Raw genomic sequence first — 21,712 nt, 5'->3', positions numbered from 1 at the left:
ATTTGTTTTCCCCTCACTCTCACCCTCTCCCTGCGGGTGACTGCATCCGACAGCACAGTTTCTCCCCATGATTAAACAAATTCACATTTCCCTCTACGAAATTTCTTAATTCCCCATTTTTTATATATTTATATATGTGGTAAAAGCATCATAAATTTCAGATTATTCATGCCACTCTGCGAGATATAAGACCCTGTTTTTTGAGTTTTACGAGTTAATAATGCGTATCTATCCCACATTAAATGTATTGCTTTGTGATGAAATTGTGATTTGGTAGCATTTGAATTAGTTCGAAGAAACGATGGTAATTAATATTAGGCGAGTTTCATTATTTGCATATCGTTTTAAGAACTAAACCAAGAGTTAATTTCACTCGTGTATATCATTTTTGTAGCGTGACGACTCTTTATTTCTCAGGATATTGGTAAAAACAGGATATTTTATGAAACTGAATAAAGTTGCTATGGCTGTTGCTTTGACCGCAGCTCTGAGTTCAATGTCTGCATTCGCTGATACGACGAATGGCCAGATTGAATTCCAGGGTGAACTGGTGAATACCGCATGTGGTCTGGCGCCAGGCTCAAGCCCGGTAAGCGTTGATTTTGGCCAAATTCCAGTTTCTGCACTGGCTAATGGTGCGCGCGCCGGAAATGTACATCAGAACATTGAACTGCAGCACTGTGACACCACCGTTGCACAAACAGCTGAGGTAACGTACTCCCCAACCAGCGTAAACCCAACGGATACGTCTCTGGCTGCCTTCACTTCTGGTACTGCGTCGGGCGCTGGTATTGGCCTGCGTGACAGTGCCAGCCAGGACGTCGTCTGGGGTAACGCAACCACGCCTGTTCAGTTGGTTGATGGCACCAACACCATTCCGTTCGTGGCATATGTGAAAGCAGAAAGCGCAAGCGCGACCGTAACGGCAGGTTCCTTCCAGTCAACGGTTAACTTCGAGATTGCTTATCAGTAATCCGCAGAGCATCGTCAGTGCGGGAATTATCCCGCACTGTTAACGAACGAAAATAAAATGGACATTTAATGCCGCTTTATTTCACTGTCATCGCGATGGAACGATTTACGCGAAAGTCATGACGGCATTTCTCCATATTTTAATTTTAGGCATTAACAAAATAATTATAACGCAGTGGAACGCTGGGCGCTTTTAATGGATTTGTTCAGGACGGGGATCATGTCAGTAAAATTAAAAACGAATCTTACAATTATTGCTCTCCTGGTGATGAATTGCTGCTATGCAGCAATGGCGCGCGGAGAAGAGCGCGTTGAGTTTAATACTGATGTTCTGGATGCTTCAGATCGTACCCGTATTGATCTGTCACGTTTTGCGACAGATAACTATGTCACACCTGGTGATTATCTGCTGGATATCCGTGTTAACGGCCAGTCGGTAGGCCAGGAGAAAATCCGTTATGTGGAATCGCCTGAAGGCAATCGTACGCTGCCGTGTATCAGCGGTGACCTGCTGGACAAACTGGCGCTGAAAGAAGGCGCACGTTCACAGATCGCTCAAATCTATGAAAACTGCTATTCCCTGCAGCGTTTGTCGGGCGCGAAATTAAGCAACTATGCCGGCGTGCTTGATATCACCGTGCCGCAGGCATGGATGAAGTACAACGATCCTGACTGGACGCCGCCTGAACGTTGGGATGAAGGTATTGCCGGCCTGATTTTTGACTACAGCATTAACGGGCAGCTGACTCGTCAATTCAGCGACAATAAAAACTACAGCGCGATATCAGGTTACGGTCAGGCGGGAGCTAACATCGGCGGCTGGCGCATACGCGGTGAATATCAGACCAGCTACTACAGCCAGCACCATCAATCCAGTTTTGACTGGAACCAGATCTACGCCTACCGGCCGTTGCCGATGATGGCGGCAAAACTGACGCTGGGGGAGATTTACCTGAACTCGCAGGTTTTCGATACGCTGCGATTTACCGGGATTAACCTCGCCAGCGATGAGCGGATGCTGCCGCCTGCGCTGCAGGGCTATGCGCCTGAAATCCACGGTATTGCTCGCTCGAATGCCAAAGTGACCGTCAGTCAGAGCGGGCGCGTCATCTATGAAACTACCGTCCCCGCCGGACCGTTCAATATTCAGGATTTGCGCAGTTCAGTGCGCGGTACGCTCGATGTACGCGTTGAGGAGCAGGATGGCTCGGTATCGCTGTTCCAGGTGAATACCGCCAGCATTCCGTATCTCACGCGTCCGGGCTATGTTCGTTACAACCTCTCTGGTGGCACGCCGTCCCGCTATAACCACTCGCTAAAGGGACCGACGTTCCTGTCTGGCGATTTCTCCTGGGGGATCAGCAACGCGTGGTCGCTGTACGGTGGCCTGCAGTCATCGGGTGAAGCCTACACTGCAGCATCTGTGGGTATAGGTCGTGATCTGAACGCGTTAGGGGCGATCTCTCTGGACGCCACAGAGTCGTGGAGCCGTGAGCCTGACGGCAAACGCCTGAAAGGTACCTCATATAAGTTGAGCTACGCGAAAACCTTCGACGAATACAACAGCTCAATTACGTTCGCGGGGTACCGCTTCTCACAGGAAGACTTCCGCACGATGACGCAATACCTTGATGAGCGTTATCAGGGTTATGACCATGTCGGACGCGAGAAACAGCTCTACACCATTACCGGGAGTAAAACCTTCTGGGCCGGTGAGGCGGGTAAAGCGACGACCGTCTTTCTTACCTGGACCCACCAAAACTACTGGAATCAGCGCAGCCAGGATCGATACGGCATGTCCGTGGGGCGAGCCTTCCGCATTGGCGATATCAACGGCATCAACGCCAATCTTTCTGCTTACCGTACTGATTATAAAGGGCGTAAGGACGACTCAATCTCCCTCTCGCTGTCTGTGCCGATTGGGGATAACACATGGGCGGGTCTGGACGTCCAGACCAACAACGGTAAAACCAGTCCAATGGCGTCATACACCGACAACAGCGACTTCAACAATCTGTGGCGCGTTCGCGCGGGTGCCAGTCAGAACAGTAACGCCAGCGTTGACGGCTATTACCTGCACCGTTCGCAGTGGGCGGAGATTAATACCAACGCAAGCTACCAGCAAAATGAGTTTATGGCGTTAAGCACCACTCTGCGCGGCGGCTTTACGGCGACCCGGCACGGTGCGGCGATGCATAACAGTGGCGCAACAATGAACACGGCGCGGGTCATGGTCGATACCAACGGCATTGGCGGCGTCCCACTCAATGGTGAAAAGTCCCGGACTAACCGCTTCGGTATTGCCGTTGTACCGGATGTAGTGAGTTACAACAGCTTTGATACCCGCGTAGACGTCGACGCCATGGATGGCGATATCGAACCGGCCAGAGCCATCAGTACCAGCACCCTGACTGAAGGGGCCATCGGCTATCAGGCTTTTGGGATGGCGAAAGGGATGAAAATGATGGGCACGTTGCGCCTCGTTGATAACAGCGTCCCTCCTTTTGGGGCAGAAATTTACAACGCCGATGGCGTAAGCGTCGCCATGGTGCTGGAGGACGGAAAGGCATGGCTTGCGGGCATAAACACTAATGAAACCCTGAATGTTATGTGGGGGGGCAAACAGCAGTGCAAAGTAACCGTCCCGCCTGGAGAGAACAACGGACGTTCGGACATGCTTCTGCCGTGCCGTTAATCCTTTAGTAAGCATTATCTCACTGTAATTAAAGGCTAAAAATGAGCAAGAACAGACATAGCAGATATCTTATGGCGGCGTGTGCGCTGAGCCTGGTGGCGGGCAACGCGCAGGCAGGCGTCTCCCTGGATCGGACGCGCATCATCATTACGGAGAAAGAGTCTTCGTCCAGCGCCAATTTGTCCAATACCAGCCCGGATATCCCCTTCCTGGCCCAGTCGTGGGTGGAGGATGAAAAGGGCAATAAGATCACCTCTCCGCTGATTGTACTCCCGCCGTTACAGCGAATTAATGGGGGGCAGAAAGGGATCGCGCGGGTCACTAAAACGGCTGGCATCGAAAAACTGCCGAAGGACAGAGAAAGTCTGTTCTACCTCAACGTCAGGGAAATTCCGCCAAAACCGGAAAAACCCAACACGCTGCAGCTGGCAATGCAATCACGCATCAAGTTGTTTTATCGCCCTGAAGCGGTGATCCCGAAGACAAAGGGGGAAGTTTGGCAGGATCGGGTGGTGTTCCAGAAAAGCGGCAGCGAAATGACCGTGCAGAATCCTACGCCTTACTACGTGACGATCCTCAGCCTGACCAAAGGAGACGGGGTGAAGATCACCCGTTTCCCGGGGATCATGGTTGCGCCTAAATCGAGCCAGACGTTTGCGGTAACGGACGCCGGTGTCAGTCAGTTTTCTATGAAGTTTGTGAATGACTATGGCGGGCATCCGGAGCTGAAATTCCGTTGTGATGGCAATACCTGTAAGGCGTTACCCCCTGCCCAGCAGGGTTAACAAGGAAGGAGCCTGACAATGCAACATCCTTATCCTTATGCCGCTCTTCTGGCGATGTGTGCGCTCGGATTTTCCGGGGCGGCGCGCTCTGTGGTGGACGGTGAAATTAAGGCGGTAAATGGCACCTATGAATACCTGATCAACATTAGCAATCATGATATTACCAGTAATCAGGTCGGTGCTGTCGTTATCGACGAATTTGATCTGGCAGGGATGTTTCAGGGCCGCGCGTACTGCGCGCAGCCGATGATAAGCCAGCCGGTCTATTACACGTCGCAGGCAACGTTAACCCAATCAGGAATGACGGCGGGTTACCTCAAGCTGAATGACTACATGGACGTCAAAATCGAGATCTACATCGGCGGTAATCTACAGCAGTACAAAACCGTACCCTTCGATAACGTCTCCAATAACGTCAATCAGAACTACTGCAACCCCCCCAGCACCATACTGGACAACCAGTTTGCCTCCGGTGCGAAGGGGAAAGTGACCTTTATGATCACCAAGCCCATTATCAACGGGGTCAACTTGCAGGGGTCAGAAATCGCAACACTTTATGGACGACTGGGGCCGGGTGCAATGGGCCAAACGCCACTGTCGCGCGTCACCATCGCTTCAGGCGTCATCACCGTACCGGATAAATGCATCGTGAATCAGGGAACGCCCATCGTCGTCGACTTCGGCAACATTCCGGGGACGGGCAGTCGGCTGGATGGCATCAATTACAGTCAAAACGTACCGATTCACGTCAAGTGCCAGGGCGGCAGTTTTTCCCAGGGAGAGCTGAATATCAAGCTGGGGATCCAGCAAGCTAATCCAGCATTCAGTGACGGTAAATACCTGAGTACGCAGGGAGCCGTCGACCGATCTGAACTGGGGATCGCGCTGCGTGATAGCAAGGGTAATCCTGTGGTGCCAAACACGTTCTATAACGTGCCGGGATTTTCCCACAACGAAGGTGACTGGAACCTGATCGCCGCGCCGGTGGCCAAAAACACTACCTCGGTTATTCCCGAAGGCGAGTTCCATGCGTCGGCGACGGTTGTGGCTGAATTCCAGTAAGGAGGGAATATGCATCGCATGATAATCATCCTCACCTGTTATCTCACGGTATTCGCTGCGGCACCCGCCTGGGCGCGGGGGGAGTTGATCGGTGGCGATCTTAGCTTTAAAGGCGTTGTAATGGCTTACCCGTGCAGTATTGCGCCAGAGTCGGGTCGGATCCTGGTGGATTTTGGTGAGGTATCAACAAAGTCATTGTATATAAACGGAAAAACGACACCGGTTCCGTTCGCGATTAAATTGCAGGACTGTAATCCGAACGTCTTTAACGCGGTGACGGTAACGTTCAGCGGCATCGCCAACGCCAATATGGCGGACCGGCTGGCCATCAACGCAACAGCGCCGGGTAATGCGGGCGGGGTAGGGATTGGATTGCTGGAGGAGGATGATACTCCCGTGCGCCTGAATGTCGCCACCCGTCCCACTCTCATCAACGACAACCTGTTACGGCTAAGCTTCCAGGCTTTTGTTGAAGCGGAACCCGATGCCGTGGCAAGCGGAACGTTAACTACCGGGCCATTTACCGCCACTGCACATTATACGTTGGATTATCAGTAGCGGCGTTAACCGGGAGCTGCGACATGAGATATCAGTTCTTTCTTTACGATAAAAATATTTTTTATTCGCAAGGAATTAAAATGGTTATTACCAGTTTACTCGCAGAACAAGCGGACGTTTTATATTCCTTAACGGATGATTACGATCAGCTCCTTGTTCAATTACAGCGTCAGGTTAATGACGAGGGTTGCATGTGGATCCTCTGTGATTTAGACAGCCTGCCGCGAGAGCGGCTTCACACGCTGCAATTAATGAAAGAGTTCTATCAGCAGGAAAATAAAAGCCTGATTATTCTCTTAAGCAAACATAATATGCCTCTTTTTTTTGCGCTGTATTCGCTTTTGCCCACCGCGCACTGGTTGCTCAAAACTGAAAATATGGAGAGCATCACGCCTTTTTTTCAGCATCTGTTGGATAAAACACGTCAGGGATGCTGCTTTAGCGCATCGCTGGTCAACTATACGAAAAAAAAACTTTATGACCGGAGCGTGGATCCCACGATTTCCGGGAGTGAATGGTGGTTGATGGAAGAGCTATTTAAGGGAAAATCCCTGTCGCAAATATCAGACGAAGTAAACGTCGACATTCGTCGCTTGAGCTATATCAAACGCCATTTAATGAAGAGGTTGAATATCAGAAGCAATATCGCTTTATTCTCCGCGTTTCGCGGCATTATGCCCTGAATCCGTGAGCCACATTTTCGGTAGAACGCATTACCGATTTAACAGTGCAATATATTGCACGCCATTAACCCGAAGTAAGGAGAACGGAAATGAAAAAACTGACCGCATTTGAAGCCGCGAGGATTGTGGGGGGAACCTGCAAGACGTGTGAAATCACGTATCAAAACGTCACCGTTGGTGGCGTCACCTCCTGTAAGCAGATCACCACCTGTACAGATAAGCATGGCTGTACGACCACAATGAGAGATGCTGATTCCAGCAAATGCGGTGGGATCCCTAACCGCTATTAACATCGACATTGCCTGGGGACTGAACGCCCTCAGGCTCTTATTTTCTACCGAGAGAATACGATAGTGACTACCTGTACGCGCAAAACCGCGATCGGTTATTCGATCTTTCTGATTATGATTTCCGTTTTGATTACGGTACTTTGTTACCATATTTTTGTTTTTAAAACTTTTACGAGAGATGATTCGCAGACGCAGGCATTTCGCGAGGTCAGCCCCGACATGCAGGCGAACAGTCCGATTAAAAATGAGCGCAGTATTATCGAAGTTATGTCTTATGGTTGCCATTATTGTGCGGCAAACGAAGAGAACCTCGCGGAATTTAGCCGTACTCTGCCGCCGGACAGCACATTTACCTCTATTCATATTGCTGGCGAGGATAATGGTCTTGCAGCCTATGCACCGCTTTTTGCGACGCTGGAAGTGATGGGGATAGAAAAGCAGATTCGCGACAGTGCGTATAACGCCATTATCACACGCAACGTCGATTTGACGGATGAAAAAAAACTGAACGGTTGGTTAGTCAAAAATAATATTGATGTCGTCAAGTTTAATACGTTCAGGCTAAGCAAGGCGGTAAAAGAACGTCTCAGCGAAATGGCGGCCATTACTGCTTATTATGATATCAACGCCACCCCGATGTTTATTATTAATAAACGCTATGTTGTTGCTCAGGATCGCGAGTTCCCGGCGTTTGCGCAGCGCATTCGGGAATTGCTCGAAGAGGATAAATAATCCCGTGGTCAGATTATTCATAATCTGGAGCGTGTTGAGTTTTAAAAACAGCACGGGAAAGATTGAAGACATTCAGCAAAGGCTTACTCAGTGCGGTGTTTTTTTTCTGAGGAAAATAGTGCGCGTCGTGCCTCTCCCTGTGACGCTGACCGTGGCGAAGGGACTGTGCGCAACGCGACTGTTCGGGCGTGCATTTCGCTTGCGTAACGCGGTGGCGAATGAAAACGTTCGTTGCCTGACCGGGCAAAAGGTCCGCCTGAACGTGGCCTGGCTGACAGTACGGCGACGCCTGCTGGAAGAGGCCGCCACCTGGGCGCAAAACCCGGCGCTGCTTCAGCAAATGCGTACTTGTGCAGCGGAACTCAATGCGGTGGTTACACCGCTGTACCAACAAAACGCACCCTACATACTGGCGCCGCTCCATACGGTGTCTGACGTACTCGCTGCCATTATTGGTGCCAGCGTCACGCCGGGGAAAGCTAGCGTGGTGGTCTCGTCCAGCGCGGAGCTTTACAGCGCCCCCGCCCGTGCATTAGGCGGCGTAGCACTTGACTACTGTTCAATCCACCAGGAAAACAAAACGCTTGCCAGCAACCTGATGGATCTCATCACCGATGTCGCCGCCGGGCAGCGGAACATGATTATTTTCCCCGATATCACGCCCGACTATACCTCGCAGGCTGAAGGGACGCTGGTGGCGAAACAGCCGTGTCGTTTATTTGGTCGCAGCGCCAGGTTGCACGGTGGTCTGGTACGTCTTTCCGGGGCGATAGCTGCGCAGGTCGTGTTTTATCACCTGAGCTATGACAACCGCCTGCGCATTCACATTCATCCGCCGGTGAGCAACCAGCATGTCGCCAGCGCGCTGCCCGACATCATTGAATCTACCCTGCGAGCGTCCCCGCAGGAGTGGCTCCTGTGGCACAGCCATTCTCTCTACTTTATTAATCACTCACGATAACAATGAAAAACACGATCCCGAATCTGATCTTTCAGGAAGAGACTAACGAGTGCGGACTGGCGTGCGTAGCAATGCTGGCACAAACGCAGGGACAGACGATCTCACTGGAAACGCTGCGCGACATTTTTCCAGCCTCCGACCACGGTACGTCGCTGGACACGCTGATGGCCATTCTGGCGCGGTTGGGCATTGCGACGGCCCCTGTGCTGTTTGAGCATCACGAACTCAGTGAACTCCCGCTGCCAGCCATTTTGCACTACGGCGCGAGCCACTATGTCCTGCTGGCCTGGCGTAAAGGCAACCACGTCTGCGTGATGAACCCGGCGATTGGCGAGCAGTGGCTGCCTTTTGCCGCGCTTAAGCAGGAGATCAGCGGCTATGCCCTGATAGTGGAGCCAGAGCAGAGGCTGGCTGCAGATCCCGCGCTGGCGCGACCGACAGCGGGACAGAGCATGCCTCGGGTGATGAGCATGCAGGAGACGGCGGATGTGCCGGGCATATATCGGCTGATGCTGCTGACCTTCATGGTGTCGTTAACGCTGTTTCTGATGCCCACGATGGTGAGTAGTGCCATCAATAAAGCTTTCTCCAGCGTTGAGAGCAGCGGCTTCCCGTACGGCTGGTTTATTCTGGCCTTTGTGGTCTCTTCGCTGATGGCGCTGGGGGTTCGGGCGATCGCCGAGCGCTACATTAAACGCTTTGTGCTGATCCACAGCGGTGTCGGCTTTTCTCGCCTGCTTCAAAAACCCCTCCGTTTTTTTGAAAAACGCGCGCCGGGGGAGATCTTCAGCCGCTTCACGGCCTGGCAGATGGGCCTGCTGCAGAAGATCGAACTGGATAATGGTTTGCGTTCCGATTGGGTGATCGGTGCGATCGCGCTGGCGATCATGTTCTGGATCGCGCCCATCCTGGCGGCGATCTCCGCCATCGGCGTGACGGTGATGGGGATCATCAGCGTCTGGGCCGTGATCCGCGATCGCTGGTTTACCCAGCAGTTACAGCTGAAAAGCGCTGCGCTGAATGATTTTTTCATGGAGACCCTTCAGGGCATATTGACCGTCAAAACCGCCGGGCTGGAAGGGCAGCGTCAGGCGCAGTTTGCCGCCTTAAGCTGCGAACTCTACACATGTCTACAGCGCCAGAAGGTCTATCAACAGGTGAAAGAAGGGCTCTATCAGCTATGCGGCAGCCTGGAGATGGTGGCGTTTATGCTGGTGGTACTGCCGATGGTCCACGGCAAGCAGATCTCGCTGGGCGATTTTTTTGCCTACAGCTTCCTGCGGCAAATCTTCACGTCCTACGTCACGCGGATCTTCTACGCCATCATCCAGAAAACGCAGCTGCACGTGATCGACACCCGCGCACATGCCCTCTTTGCTCCAGGAGGAGAACGCGCGCCCGCGTCGCTGACCGCGGTACCGGCAGCGGATACAACGCCTGCTTTGGCCTTTGAGGCGCTTGGCTACGGGTATGACCCCGCTGTGCCCGTCCTTTCATCCGTCTCATTCTCGCTGCCGGCGGGTGAGCAGATCGCGATAGTCGGGGAGTCGGGGGCCGGTAAAAGTACCTTACTTCGGCTGATCGCCGGGCTGTTTTCGCCTCAGGCAGGAGGATGTTATGCCGCCGGTCGCGCGCTGCCTGCCGCGCAGCTGGCGCAGTATGTCTGTTTGCAAAGCCAGGAGGACATTCTTTTTAACGCCTCGGTGCGTGAAAACATCACCTTATTCGACGCGCACTACCGCGAGCGTGACCGCGGACGGGTTGAGGCCCTGCTTGATGCTCTCATGCTGGGTGACGTGGTGCGTGCATTGCCGGGTGGGCTGGATGCTCTGATCCGCGAAAGCCACGCGGCGCTCTCTCTCGGCCAGCGTCAGCGCCTGTTGCTGGCCCGCGCGTTGTACAGCTCACGTCCGGTGTTATTGCTCGATGAGCCGACGGCCAATCTTGATGACGAAACCGCGGCAATCGTCATGGCAACGGTTCACGCCCACTGTCGCAGGGCCGGTAAGTCGTTGATTGTTGTCACGCATAGCGAGCAGGTTTTATCGGGCTTTCAGCAGGTTTACCACCTGGTCGACGGCAGGCTCAGCCTGCGGGAAGGGAGTGATGAAGCATAAATCTCGCTGGGTGATGCTGGGCTGTGGTCTGGCGTTTGCCGCCGCGATGGCGGGCGTCTGGGTGTCTATGGCCTCGCCCTCACCACATACGCGTTTACCCGTGGACACTATCGGCACCGGCGATATCGAAAAGGTGGTGCTGGTGACGGGGATCCTGAAGCCAGCGGTACAGGTTAACGTCGGTGCGCAGGTCAACGGACAGCTGCGTAAATTGTATGTTCGCCAGGGAGAGCGCGTGAAGAAAGGGCAACTGCTGGCAGAAATCGACCCGACGTTACAGGAATCGGAACTCAGGAATACAAAGGCGCAGCTTGCCAGCGCCCGAGCGCAAAAGCGCTCTGCGCAGGCAATGTTGCTGCGCTACCGTCAGGAGCTGGACCGACAGCGCCTGATGCAGCGCGACGGCTCGGGGGTGCGCAGTGAGTTTGAGCAGGCCAGATCGCAATACGCTGTGCAGGTGCAGCAGATAGCGGTGAGCGAGGCGCAGATTGCACAGGCTGAAATGGCGGTGAAAACGGCGCAGGCCAACCTCAGCTATACCCGCATTGTCGCGCCGGTCGACGGCGAGGTGCTGGGTATTGTGACCCGTGAAGGTCAGACCATCGTTTCTTCGCAAACGGCGCCGACCATCCTGGTGTTGGCGGATCTCGATACGATGCAGGTGCAAACGCGTATTTCAGAAGCGGACGTCCAAAAAATTCATCCCGGCCAGCCGCTCAGTTTTTATGTCATCGCTAATCCGAATAAACGCTACGCCAGTACCATGGGCTATGTGCAGCCTGCGCCGCAGGACGCGATGGAGGCGTCCGGTGAGAGAGGAATGGGCGGGAACGCGCAGGCGATGGCAGTCTACTACACCGGCACGTTCGAAGTGCCTAACGCCGGGCGTGAGCTCAAAACATCCATGACGGCACAGGTATTTATTCAGATCGCCAGGGCCAGCAATGTCCTGCGTGTTCCGGTTGCCGCACTGGGCCAGGCGCTGGATGCCGATCGTTACACCATCACCACCGTTAAAGATGGAAATACGCAGTCCCGCACGATCCGCATTGGCATTCAAGATCGGCAGTACGCCGAAGTGCTGGAAGGGCTGCAGGCGGGCGAACAGGTGGTGCTGGCGCAAGAGACGGAGCGAGGATAGCGGATGGAGCCGATTATCGTATTACGGCGGGTGTGCCGACGATTCCACGCGGGCACTCAAATGTTAGCGGTGCTGAGTGATATTTCACTGACCTTTCATCGCGGTGAAATGGTGGCGATTGTGGGGGCATCCGGCTCGGGTAAGTCCACGCTGATGAACATCATTGGCTGCCTGGACAAGCCCACGTCCGGAGAGGTCCTGATCAACGGTACGCCCGTGCATAACGCGGATAGCCTCTACCTTGCCGATCTGCGCAGCCGTTACCTGGGATTCATTTTTCAGCGCTATCACCTGATGCCGTATCTGACCGCAGAAGAAAACATTGCCATTCCCGCGCTGTACACCGCGATGTCGGAACAGGAGCGTACCGCCCGTGTGCAGAGGTTAGCTGTTCAGCTCGGGCTAGAAAACCGTCTCCAGCACCGTCCAGCGGAGCTGTCGGGTGGACAACAGCAGCGGGTGAGCATTTGTCGGGCATTGATCAACGGTGCACACATTATCCTGGCAGACGAACCTACCGGCGCGCTCGACAGTACCCGCGGTAAGGCTCTGATGGGCGTGCTGCATCAACTGCATGCGTCAGGGCACACGGTGATTATCGTTACCCATGACCGCGATATCGCCCGACAGGCGCAGCGCATTATTGAGATTAGCGACGGGCGAATCATCAGCGATGTACGGCACGCGGAGGTTCATCCCTCAACACTGCTGCCTGAGCAGGACAACGGCCGAGCGTCGCTGGCGAGCCGTTTTCGCGAGTCGGTTCATATGGCCTGGCGTGCACTGCTTGGGCACCGGATGCGCGCGTTTCTTTCCATGCTGGGGATCATCATTGGCATCGCGTCGGTGGTGTCGTCAATGGCCGTAGGGGAAGGCGCGCGGCGGGCGATCGTGGATGAGATAGGCAAGCTGGGAAATACGACGCTTGAGATCCGCCCGGGCACCGGATGGGGCAACGCGCGTCCGGACATGGCGCGCGCGCTGTCGATGGAAGACGTGCGCAGTTTGCAGGCGCTGCCGTGGGTGATGGGCGTCTCGCCGGTCGCCAGCAGCACTGCACTCGCGGTGCGCAAAGGTTTGGATTCCTCGATGATGCTGTCAGGGGTATCACAGGACTTTTTCACCCTGCAAGGGCTGCGCGTTGTTCAGGGTAATGGCTTCACGGCGCGCGATGTTGCGGAAGGTGAACCGGTTATGATCCTGGATGAAACCGGGCGAGATACGCTGTTCCCCGGTGGGGAAAATCCGCTCGGTGCACTTGTGCAGATTGCCGGTGCGCCGTGGCGCGTGATCGGCGTGGCCACTCGACCCGGGCCGAAAGTGGTGGGGGGCTTCATGGCGGCGTGGGTTCCGCATACTGCTTTGCAGCAGCGGCTGACGGGGCAAATACCGCTGGAGTCGCTGGTGCTGCGTTTTCAGCCGCCGCTGACATCACAGGAGGCCGCGCAGCGTGTGGAGCGCCACCTGCTGCGGGAACACGGACGAAAAGATTTCTTTATACAAACCGACGATCGGCTGGCGAATGCCATGCAAAAAACGTCGGACTCCATGTCGCTTCTGATTACAGCGATCGCGGCTATCTCGCTGCTGGTGGGCGGCGTGGGTGTGATGAATATCATGCTGGTGTCAGTGACGGAGCGGACGCATGAAATCGGCATTCGATTATCCGTGGGGGCCCGACCCGCAGACATCATGAACCAGTTTCTCATTGAGGCGGTGATGATCTGCGTGCTCGGTGGCCTGGTGGGGGTGTCAGGCGCCTGGCTGGCAGGGCATATTTTTGCCTTCGTGACGGACGCCTTTTCAATGGTATTTACCGTATTCCCGGTGCTGATGGCCTGCGGTTTTTCTGCTGCGATCGGCCTCACGTTTGGTTATTTCCCGGCGCGCAGCGCGGCTCGCCTTAACCCTACGGAGGCGCTGGCTCGCGAATGACTCGATACCTCTTTTTAGCCGTACTGCTACTCCTGGCGTGTTGCCGCGCGATGACCCGCAGCGACTACCAGCGCCCGCTGCTGTCATTGCCCACACAGTGGCCCACGATGGCGGAAAAGGGAACGGAAAACGGCTGGCGTTTTAGCGATCCCCGCCTGTCTCGGGTGATTGAACAGGTACTGGAAAGCAATAACGATCTTGCAGCGGCAGCCCTCACGCTGCAGCAAGCACGCGTTGCGGCAGGGCTCACCAGCACCAACATCTCCCCCGACGTCAGAGTGAGTGGAGCCGCCAGTAACAGTAAAAATGTGCGTCGGGGAGCACCTCCACAGGAGAACTACAGCGGCAGTGTTGCCATCGCCTGGGAGTTGGACCTGTGGGGAAAACTGGCGCGCACCCGGGAGCAAAGCGAATGGCAGGCCAGGGCAAGCGAGCAGGATTACCGTGCAACCGTTCTCTCAACGATGGGCCTCACCGCTCAGCTTTACTGGCGTATCGCCTTGTATAACCAGCAGATCCGCCATCAGCGTGACGGTCTGGCTGTCTCTGAACAGACCGTGCAACAGGTGTCCTCATGGTTTAACGCCGGAAAGGTGGGGAAACTTGATGTTCTGCAAGCACAGCAGGCGCTGCTGGCGCGGCAAAATCAGCTCAGAACGTTGGTTCAGCAGCGCCAGAACACACGCAGTGCGCTGGCACTGATGCTCAACAGGCCGGCGGAACAACATGCCGAAGAATTGCGCGAGCTGGACGTGCATCAGCAGGTGCCTGTGGCACAAAAAACGCCGCTACGGGTGATCGCTCAGCGGCCAGATATTCAGGCTGCTGAGTCGCGCCTGCGCGCCGCGCTTGCGGGTTACGACGCGGCTCGCCTGCAGTTCTACCCCACGCTTTCTCTTGATGCGTCTCTGAATGCCGGGAGCCAGGTTTTTAGCCAGTGGTTCCGCGATCCTATCCGTACGACAGGGGCCGCGCTGGCCTTGCCGTTTATCCAGTGGAACACCCGTCAGCTCACCGTCGCGCAGGCGGATTTAGCGATAAAACAGGCCGCGATCGCGTTTCGTTCTACCGCCTATACCGCACTCGCTGAAGTTGATGAGGCTATGGAATACCGGCTGAGTGCAGATGAGCAACGCAGCCGACTCCATCAGTCGCTGGCGCTTAGCCAGCGGCGATTATCCCTTACGGAAAGCCGTTATCGCGCAGGAGCGGTGGATTTCCAGACGCTGCTCAACGCGCAGGACGATCTGCTGAACACAGAGAACGCCCTCGCGCAAACCCAGTACGACTACCTTTACGCCACGCTGCAGCTCTGGCTGGCACAAGGGGGCGACACGCAAAACAGGATAATGAAAGATGAAGCTGAAAAATGGAGATAATCGGGTGGTTGTTACCGGCTATGGGGCCGTTACCCCCCTTGGCGTGACGGCTGGTGAGAGCTGGCAGGCGATCATGGACTATCGGCTGGGCTATCGCTACGTCGATTACACGGCGCGGAATATCAAAACCCATTTTCTCGGGCTGGTGGACAACGAACCCAGCCTGATTGGGGTTCCTGCCGCCGTCAGACGCCGTCTGCCGCGTTTTGCCCGACTCACGTTTGGCGCGGCGCGTCAGGCCATGGCGATGGCTTTTGGCGGCCAGCCACCGCAGGAGTTCTATAGCCCGCTAGACTGCGGCGCGATCATGGGGACCGGCTGGGGAGGGCTGGACGAAAGCTACGATGCGCAGAGCGATTTTTCGGCAACGGGCTTCGCCTCGCCGTTTAACTGTTTTTATTCGATGCCTAGCGTCACCACTGCCGCCTGTAGCCAGTTCTGGGGGCTCAACGGCTTCCAGAACACCGTGGTAGCGGCCTGTGCGACGGGAACCATCGCCATTGGCGAAGCCTACGAGGTGATCCGCACCGGCAGAGCGCAGATGATGCTGGCGGGGGCCGGGGAGTCGCTGACCAGTCCCTGCGCGATCTGGAATATCGACGTATTAGGGGCGTTAAGTAAAGAAACGCAGGATCCGCAGCGCGCCAGCTGTCCTTTCAGTGCCCACCGTAATGGGTTCGTGCTGTCGGAAGGGGCGGCGGTACTGTGTCTGGAGTCGCGCGAGGGGGCGCTTGCGCGCGGAGCGACCATTCTTGGCGAAATTACGGGTTACGCCAATTTCTCTGACGCCTGGGATTTTACCTCGCCCGCTGAAGACTGCCTTGCGCGCGTGCAAACTATCATCTCCGCGCTGCGGCAGGCCGGACTTGAACCCGAGCACCTGGACTATATTAACGCTCACGGTACCTCGACACCGCTCAATGACATCAACGAAACGCAATCGCTAAAAATGGCGCTGGGAGAGGCGGTCTGGACTGTTCCCATTTCCAGCACAAAGTCTTACTCCGGGCACTTAATTTCAGCCGCAGGCGCGTTCGAGAGCATCGTCTGCCTGCAGGCCATTGCCAGCGGCATTATCCCCGCGACGACCAATTTTCAGCATGCGGATGAGTGCTGTGATCTGGATTATGTCGTTGAAGGGCATCGTCACGCCACTATCCGCCGTACGCTCAACCTGAGCTTTGGGTTTGGTGGCGCAAACGCGGCGTTGATTCTGGAGAAACATTCATGATGACGCTGCGTTACAGCCAACAGGATGCGCGGCTATGGGCTGCATTTTCAGGGGATTACAACCCCGTGCATTTTGATAAAGCCTGGGTGAAATCGCAGGGTGGAAGCCGGCTCAGCGTGCACGGTATGCGCGCCCTGCTGGATGTCAAACGGTTCATCAGTCCGGAAGTTCGCCGCTCATCCTTTCTGAAGTGTACCGTGCGGTTGCGCAGGCCGCTGTGGCGGGATACCACTTATCTTCTGATGTGCGATCCCAACAAGCCTGTTTCAGCCTCCGTGTACGATCTTACCGCTCAAACGGTCTGCCTTTCATGTGCTATCGCGCCGGTTAACCTTTTTGCTGTGGCAGAAGCAGAAAGTCAGCGAGAACTCGGCGCATCAACCATTGCCGCGCTACATCAGACGTTTTTGCCCCTGCTTCCCCACGCACAGCAGTGGCATTTTCTTGATGCCCTGCTGTTTCGCCATCTTCTTCAGGATACCGCGCTGTTACATCAGAAAGACATCGCACCGCTGATACCGTCTGGCCATACGCTGGAGGCGTTGTTTACCCGCTATCCCGTTGTCCAGACCCATCAGGAGGTTGTTTTTGACAGCCATCTGCTCGCGCCCTGGCAGACGGTGCCTTTACCGGAACCGCTTGAGATAGAGACATTACCCGCCACGGTGGTTGGCGATCTTAGATATGGCGCAGTGGTGCGAATTGCTGCGCAAACCCGCTATCAACAACACTACATCAGCAGTGCCGTGACGCTGAAAGTTGGCCCGCTGACAAAAGGAAATGCAAATGAACTCGTATGAAATCATCTACAGCAAAATCAGCGAAATGATTGCTGATGCAAAAGATCTGCCGCTGGAGGCGCTGACACCAGACAGGACGCTGCCGCAGCTGGAACTTGACAGCCTCGACTATGTTGAACTGATGGTACTGGCGAAACGCGAGTTTAACGTGACGCTTACGGCCGAAATGTTTATGAAAAAGCCGCATATGACCCTTCGCGATTTGAGTCTGTACATCGACCAGGAAATGGCTGGCTGAGATGGCAAAGAGATGGATGTTGATCACCGGCGGCAGCAGAGGAATCGGACAGGCTTTGGTGAGCCACCTTCTGCCCGAGTGGAACATTGTGTTTACTGGCCGCAATGAGGCCGGAATTGGCCGTACGCTGGCGCAGGCGCAAGGTCTGCACACGGCAACCTGGGTAAAAGGTTACCGCTGCGATGGCCGCGATGAGGCGGATGTCCAACGGCTGGCGACGTCGCTACTTGACGAGTTTGGCGCACCAGCGGCCATTGTACACAACGCCGGAATGACCCGTGACGCACTGCATATTCATCAAACGGCACGCGACTGGCAGGATGTGCTGACGAACAACCTGGTTGCGCTCGTGAACTGGAACCGAACGCTTTTACCCGCCATGATGATGCAGGGGAGCGGAGCCGTAGTATTGATGTCGTCCGTAACGGCAATAAAGGGCAATAGCGGCCAAACGGCCTATGCAGCCAGTAAGGCCGCAATGATTGGCCTGACGCGTTCGCTGGCGCAGGAGATGGGACGCTTTGGCATTCGGGTTAACTGTCTGGCGCCGGGACTGATTGAAGGTGAAATGGTTGAGGCTATCCCTGAAGCCCGCCTGAAAGCCATACGGCAGAGCATTCCCTTACGCCGTCTGGGGCAAACGCAGGACGTTGCGCACGCTGTTGCCTTTCTGGCCGGAGAAGGAAGCCGCTATCTCACCGGGCAAACGCTGGTGCTGGACGGAGGGCTGTCAGCCTGAGTTAAGGCAGCCGCGAGAAGGGCGACTTCCCGCGGCTCATGACAGGGTCAGTTGATTAATTCGCTGTACCAGAGCGCGTCGTTCTTTGACCGACTCATGGAATATCTGTAATAAAATCGCACTGTGTTGCTGCACGATACCCGCCAGCGCGGGGGTGATTTCCGCCGTTTCACCTACCCGGGCCTTAAATTCGGATGATAGCGTGACCCCCTGAAGTAACGAGGCCAGCCAGATGCTGGCTTTGATAATCGTCACTTCCGGCGGATAAGCGGATTTTGCATCTACGGATTTCTGGAGCTGACACCACCCTGCTATGTCTCTTATTGCCTCAATAGGATAGAGCTCATCCCAAACTGCTTTTCCCTCATCGGCCTGTGCCGGTGTGGCGCACAGGGCCAGGTTCGGGAGATTATGCAATAGCCCTCCGATTTCAATCTTTAAACACTGCACGGGAGGAATACCCATTTCTCTGGCAAGGTATCCCGATATTCGCCCGACCACCAGAGAGTGTTGAACCCCATGTTGACTGAATCCATCTATAATAAACGCCAGCATACCGGCGATATCGCGAAAATTGTGTAATGAGAGGGTGTCGTTATGAATGCGGGGGATTTCTTTAATATAATCGTCAAACTCTGTTGATTGAATTCTTAGCCAAAAATGATCCCTGCTTGCGACCCTTTGGAAGGCATGGATATAGTCAGGTTGAAACAGGTCATTCTCACCGCTGACAATAATTTTTATAATTTCTTCTTGTGCGGTGATGACATCGCTGGCCCGGTAGTGAGAGATTAATACATCCAGACGATCGGCCAGATAGATGATATGGCTTTCTTTCGGGGTTTTAACGCCATTAACACACGCTCCCCAACCATTATTCCATTGGGTATGATGATATCGCACAATGGCATTCAACGGATTCAGTAAAGGTACACTGGCCAGCAATTCCGCCCCCACAGCAGCGTGGTTATTGAGTTCATTATCGTAATAGCTCATAGGCTGGAGGCGAGACTCTTCATTCAGTCCTCCAATATCATGAAGCAGGGCCGCCAGCAGGGTTTTCCGACATTGCGCTGGCGTAAACTGCGACTCTCGTGCCAGGAGCCAGGCAATATACGCCGTTCTGACATGATGCAAGTTAAGCCGAGGGTTGATCATGTCTATTATTTTTGAGATGCAAGCCAGTGATTCTATTAAGTTTATATTCATGATATTGAAAATTTAACTTACGCTGTGCTTCGTTAAAGAAAACCACACAAATTATTTTTGTTTGCAACCATACTGCGGAAATGTGTGGTTACCAAAGAGTAATGTATTATTATTGAATTGATTGAGGTAAATTATTTTGTCGTCTGGCCCTTTGCCAAATAATAAATTTATGGCGACAGTGTCATCAATATTATCTGTGTTGTCGCGCAGGGTACGAACGCTCGTGACTTGATATAAATGCGCGCTGGGGTTGAATTTTTTGTATTTTATCTTGAGCGTTCGCGAAATAATTTGGTTTTTATTGTCATGAGAGAGTAAACCATCGATATTCATGAGGATATGATCGTTCGCCATGTTGATAAAAATCAGCCCTTCAGCATGGACACTTTTTCCGTTAATGTTTTGTACGACAGAAAATTGCGATTCGCAGGAGAAAACAGTGGGGCTGGTAAATGAATACATCCCCCCCGCCAGGAAGAGAGCGAGGCAGAGCAACAGGAAAAAGACGCGCTTAGACATTGTTTTTTTCTCTGTAATAAAAACTTTCGCAGTTACCGTTATCACACTCAACGAGTAGCAATTGTATAATGTTACCTAAGGTTCCATTTATCTGCTTCTTGTAAAGGTACAGTTCTTTTGGCTGCGAACAGTCGAATGGTTGTGTTGTAAAATGAAAGCTATTTTTTACATCCCATAGTGACAGTGCGGGGGATGTAAAAATGATGCATTGGTCATCAACTATTTTATGTACGTTATTCCCTGAATCGACGGTGTGAGGCCTTATTACTAAAAGGATTGACACAATACCTAGCGCGATTATTCGGGCTATCCTTTCAAACACCGAAGGAGGAGGGGGGTTGCGCGTGGCTTCTGAGGCTTTTTCTTCCAGGAACGGGGTACGATACTCGCGGTCGTTATGGATGATGACATCATCTGCAATCTTAAAACCAATGCGGGGAACGGTAGTGATAATCTCTTTTTCCACACCCAGGTCGTTCAGATTTCTGCGTAACGTTGAGATATATTGATTGAGGTTACTATTTGATGCTCTGGCGCCGTACTGATCAAACACGGAATGAAAAATTTCACTTCTGGACAGGATATCGCCGCGGTGATTGAGTAATTCTGCTAATAGACGCGTCGATGTCTGAGATAATTCAACGCAATCCCCGGTAAGCACATTAAGGAGAGATGCATCCTCCGTATCAAAAGTGATAAATCCCTCAATATCGTACCTCATATCCCTCTCCTCCCTAAGCCCTACTTTTCTCTCACATACCGACTGTTTTTGATAAAACAGTATGAAAGCCAGATAAAAACCCTGTTTTTACTTTCATTTGAAGCTAATGTTGCTGGTTGAATCAAGGGATTTCATACTGCTAACTCCTTCAAAACTCAGGAGTCGACAATGAAACTCTCACTGTGTTCATACAACCCGGAGGCTGTACATCCAGGCTACAACGCACCTCACGACAATCTGCAGATGTTAGCGGCGGAAATGGGAATAAGTGGTCTGGCGATGATCAGAGGGCCGGAACAAATGTTGATTCTCAATTTACTTAAAGATCATAGCACGCAGGGACTGTCCACGAGGGAGCTTGCCAATCTTTGCGGTATTTCAATTTATAAAGTTAGACACTTACTTCTTCCGCTGGAAAAATATGGCCAGGTTATACGGGATAAAATGCAAAAGCATCATCAGTGGTTTTTGTCAAAGGATGCGACATAATTACATTTGCATTCTAACAAGGGGTATTTTTATTTGCAACAATGGCACGGAAGTCAAATAGATATATCTAAGACTTTTGAAAAATACTAATTATAATCTCGCGGGACCTTAAGAAAATTCCCAGTAAATGTATTAACGTTTCTGTATTAATACTTATGAATCCATGTTTTTTGATTCAAAATAATATTGTTGTATTGCAGCTGAATGCCCTGCTTTACGTTCGAGTGAATCATGCACCGAGGGGCCATGGAGAGTAGATGAGGAAGCGTGAATAGTTTGACGTTGAAAGTCATCTGAGGGGAATGCCCCCCGGTGTTTTGGCGCTGAAAAGCAAAAACCCAGCCATAGGCTGGGTTCTTTAAATAGTGGTGCCCGGACTCGGAATCGAACCAAGGACACGGGGATTTTCAATCCCTGAGTCAAAGTTAATAGTTTGTAAACAGGCGTATTTGCATA

Annotated in this window: 21 protein-coding genes; 18 read left to right on the top strand and 3 right to left on the bottom strand. The window is 53.3% G+C overall.

Translation table 11 applies throughout. The annotated features are described in order from the left end of the window. The first annotated feature begins 442 nt into the window (after positions 1 to 442). The 17 genes from EKN38_RS23280 (at position 443) to EKN38_RS23200 (ending at position 18,318) form a co-directional block, all read left to right on the top strand. Positions 443 to 973 (top strand): fimbrial protein, encoded by a 531-nt coding sequence (locus EKN38_RS23280; RefSeq protein ID WP_014830335.1) that lies wholly within the window; start codon positions 443 to 445, stop codon positions 971 to 973. Positions 974 to 1,192: 219 nt separating this feature from the next. Continuing rightward, positions 1,193 to 3,667: a PapC/FimD family outer membrane usher protein gene (locus EKN38_RS23275; RefSeq protein WP_014830336.1), complete on the top strand. Its 2,475-nt coding sequence runs from the start codon at positions 1,193 to 1,195 to the stop codon at positions 3,665 to 3,667. A gap of 71 nt (positions 3,668 to 3,738) precedes the next feature. Beyond that, the gene (locus EKN38_RS23270; RefSeq protein WP_125366768.1) at positions 3,739 to 4,452 is read left to right on the top strand and encodes a molecular chaperone; all 714 of its coding nucleotides are present in this window, start codon (positions 3,739 to 3,741) and stop codon (positions 4,450 to 4,452) included. Between the two features lie 18 nt (positions 4,453 to 4,470). Then, positions 4,471 to 5,514, top strand: a complete 1,044-nt coding sequence (locus EKN38_RS23265; protein WP_014830337.1) for a fimbrial protein — start codon at positions 4,471 to 4,473, stop codon at positions 5,512 to 5,514. A gap of 9 nt (positions 5,515 to 5,523) precedes the next feature. Next, on the top strand, positions 5,524 to 6,072 hold the full coding sequence (locus tag EKN38_RS23260; RefSeq protein WP_014830338.1) for a fimbrial protein: 549 nt from the start codon (positions 5,524 to 5,526) through the stop codon (positions 6,070 to 6,072). A 23-nt stretch (positions 6,073 to 6,095) separates the two neighbouring features. Next, the gene (locus tag EKN38_RS23255; RefSeq protein ID WP_014830339.1) at positions 6,096 to 6,755 is read left to right on the top strand and encodes a transcriptional regulator; all 660 of its coding nucleotides are present in this window, start codon (positions 6,096 to 6,098) and stop codon (positions 6,753 to 6,755) included. A gap of 89 nt (positions 6,756 to 6,844) precedes the next feature. Then, positions 6,845 to 7,045: a DUF4762 family protein gene (locus tag EKN38_RS23250; RefSeq protein WP_013095127.1), complete on the top strand. Its 201-nt coding sequence runs from the start codon at positions 6,845 to 6,847 to the stop codon at positions 7,043 to 7,045. 114 nt (positions 7,046 to 7,159) lie between these two features. Continuing rightward, entirely contained in the window at positions 7,160 to 7,777 is a 618-nt protein-coding gene (locus tag EKN38_RS23245; protein WP_043951730.1) for a DsbA family protein, read from the top strand. 4 nt (positions 7,778 to 7,781) lie between these two features. Beyond that, positions 7,782 to 8,738, top strand: a complete 957-nt coding sequence (locus EKN38_RS23240; RefSeq protein WP_043951549.1) for an ABC transporter — start codon at positions 7,782 to 7,784, stop codon at positions 8,736 to 8,738. Between the two features lie 2 nt (positions 8,739 to 8,740). Then, a complete protein-coding gene (locus EKN38_RS23235) occupies positions 8,741 to 10,855 on the top strand; it encodes a peptidase domain-containing ABC transporter (RefSeq protein ID WP_126522894.1) in 2,115 nt (704 codons plus the stop codon). Then, positions 10,845 to 11,996 (top strand): efflux RND transporter periplasmic adaptor subunit, encoded by a 1,152-nt coding sequence (locus tag EKN38_RS23230; RefSeq protein ID WP_014830342.1) that lies wholly within the window; start codon positions 10,845 to 10,847, stop codon positions 11,994 to 11,996. The genes EKN38_RS23235 and EKN38_RS23230 overlap by 11 nt, the downstream gene beginning before the upstream one ends. Before the next feature lie 3 nt (positions 11,997 to 11,999). Next, a complete protein-coding gene (locus EKN38_RS23225) occupies positions 12,000 to 13,931 on the top strand; it encodes a MacB family efflux pump subunit (RefSeq protein ID WP_043951550.1) in 1,932 nt (643 codons plus the stop codon). Beyond that, complete coding sequence (locus EKN38_RS23220; protein WP_043951551.1) at positions 13,928 to 15,310, top strand: TolC family protein; 1,383 nt, start codon at positions 13,928 to 13,930, stop codon at positions 15,308 to 15,310. Before EKN38_RS23225 ends, EKN38_RS23220 begins: the two co-directional genes overlap by 4 nt. Next, positions 15,288 to 16,541 carry a beta-ketoacyl-[acyl-carrier-protein] synthase family protein gene (locus tag EKN38_RS23215; protein ID WP_014830345.1) on the top strand — a complete coding sequence of 418 codons (1,254 nt, stop codon included), beginning with the start codon at positions 15,288 to 15,290 and terminating at the stop codon, positions 16,539 to 16,541. The genes EKN38_RS23220 and EKN38_RS23215 overlap by 23 nt, the downstream gene beginning before the upstream one ends. Continuing rightward, positions 16,538 to 17,341, top strand: coding sequence for a MaoC/PaaZ C-terminal domain-containing protein (locus EKN38_RS23210; protein WP_013095135.1), 804 nt, complete (start codon positions 16,538 to 16,540; stop codon positions 17,339 to 17,341). Before EKN38_RS23215 ends, EKN38_RS23210 begins: the two co-directional genes overlap by 4 nt. Beyond that, positions 17,328 to 17,579, top strand: a complete 252-nt coding sequence (locus EKN38_RS23205; RefSeq protein WP_014830346.1) for an acyl carrier protein — start codon at positions 17,328 to 17,330, stop codon at positions 17,577 to 17,579. Before EKN38_RS23210 ends, EKN38_RS23205 begins: the two co-directional genes overlap by 14 nt. Position 17,580: 1 nt before the next feature. Next, the gene (locus EKN38_RS23200; protein ID WP_043951552.1) at positions 17,581 to 18,318 is read left to right on the top strand and encodes an SDR family oxidoreductase; all 738 of its coding nucleotides are present in this window, start codon (positions 17,581 to 17,583) and stop codon (positions 18,316 to 18,318) included. Positions 18,319 to 18,354: 36 nt separating this feature from the next. On the opposite strand, the gene EKN38_RS23195 is transcribed toward EKN38_RS23200, so the two are convergent. Genes EKN38_RS23195 through EKN38_RS23185 form a run of 3 tightly spaced genes read right to left on the bottom strand, consistent with a single transcriptional unit; the run spans position 18,355 to position 20,767 of the window. Beyond that, on the bottom strand, positions 18,355 to 19,527 hold the full coding sequence (locus tag EKN38_RS23195; RefSeq protein ID WP_043951553.1) for an HD domain-containing protein: 1,173 nt from the start codon (positions 19,525 to 19,527) through the stop codon (positions 18,355 to 18,357). Between the two features lie 51 nt (positions 19,528 to 19,578). Next, positions 19,579 to 20,046 carry a FidL-like protein gene (locus tag EKN38_RS23190; RefSeq protein WP_014830349.1) on the bottom strand — a complete coding sequence of 156 codons (468 nt, stop codon included), beginning with the start codon at positions 20,044 to 20,046 and terminating at the stop codon, positions 19,579 to 19,581. Continuing rightward, positions 20,039 to 20,767 carry a transcriptional regulator gene (locus tag EKN38_RS23185; RefSeq protein ID WP_014830350.1) on the bottom strand — a complete coding sequence of 243 codons (729 nt, stop codon included), beginning with the start codon at positions 20,765 to 20,767 and terminating at the stop codon, positions 20,039 to 20,041. The genes EKN38_RS23190 and EKN38_RS23185 overlap by 8 nt, the downstream gene beginning before the upstream one ends. A 168-nt stretch (positions 20,768 to 20,935) precedes the next feature. Here EKN38_RS23185 and EKN38_RS23180 point away from each other — a divergent pair, with 168 nt between their 5' ends. Next, positions 20,936 to 21,256 (top strand): FaeA/PapI family transcriptional regulator, encoded by a 321-nt coding sequence (locus EKN38_RS23180; protein ID WP_014830351.1) that lies wholly within the window; start codon positions 20,936 to 20,938, stop codon positions 21,254 to 21,256. Positions 21,257 to 21,712 lie beyond the last annotated feature (456 nt).

This window comes from Enterobacter sp. WCHEn045836 (genome assembly GCF_003965585.1).
Classification (GTDB): Bacteria; Pseudomonadota; Gammaproteobacteria; order Enterobacterales; family Enterobacteriaceae; genus Enterobacter; species Enterobacter dissolvens.
Note: the sequence above shows the minus strand (reverse complement) of the source record. Positions and strands in the feature narration are given on the sequence as shown.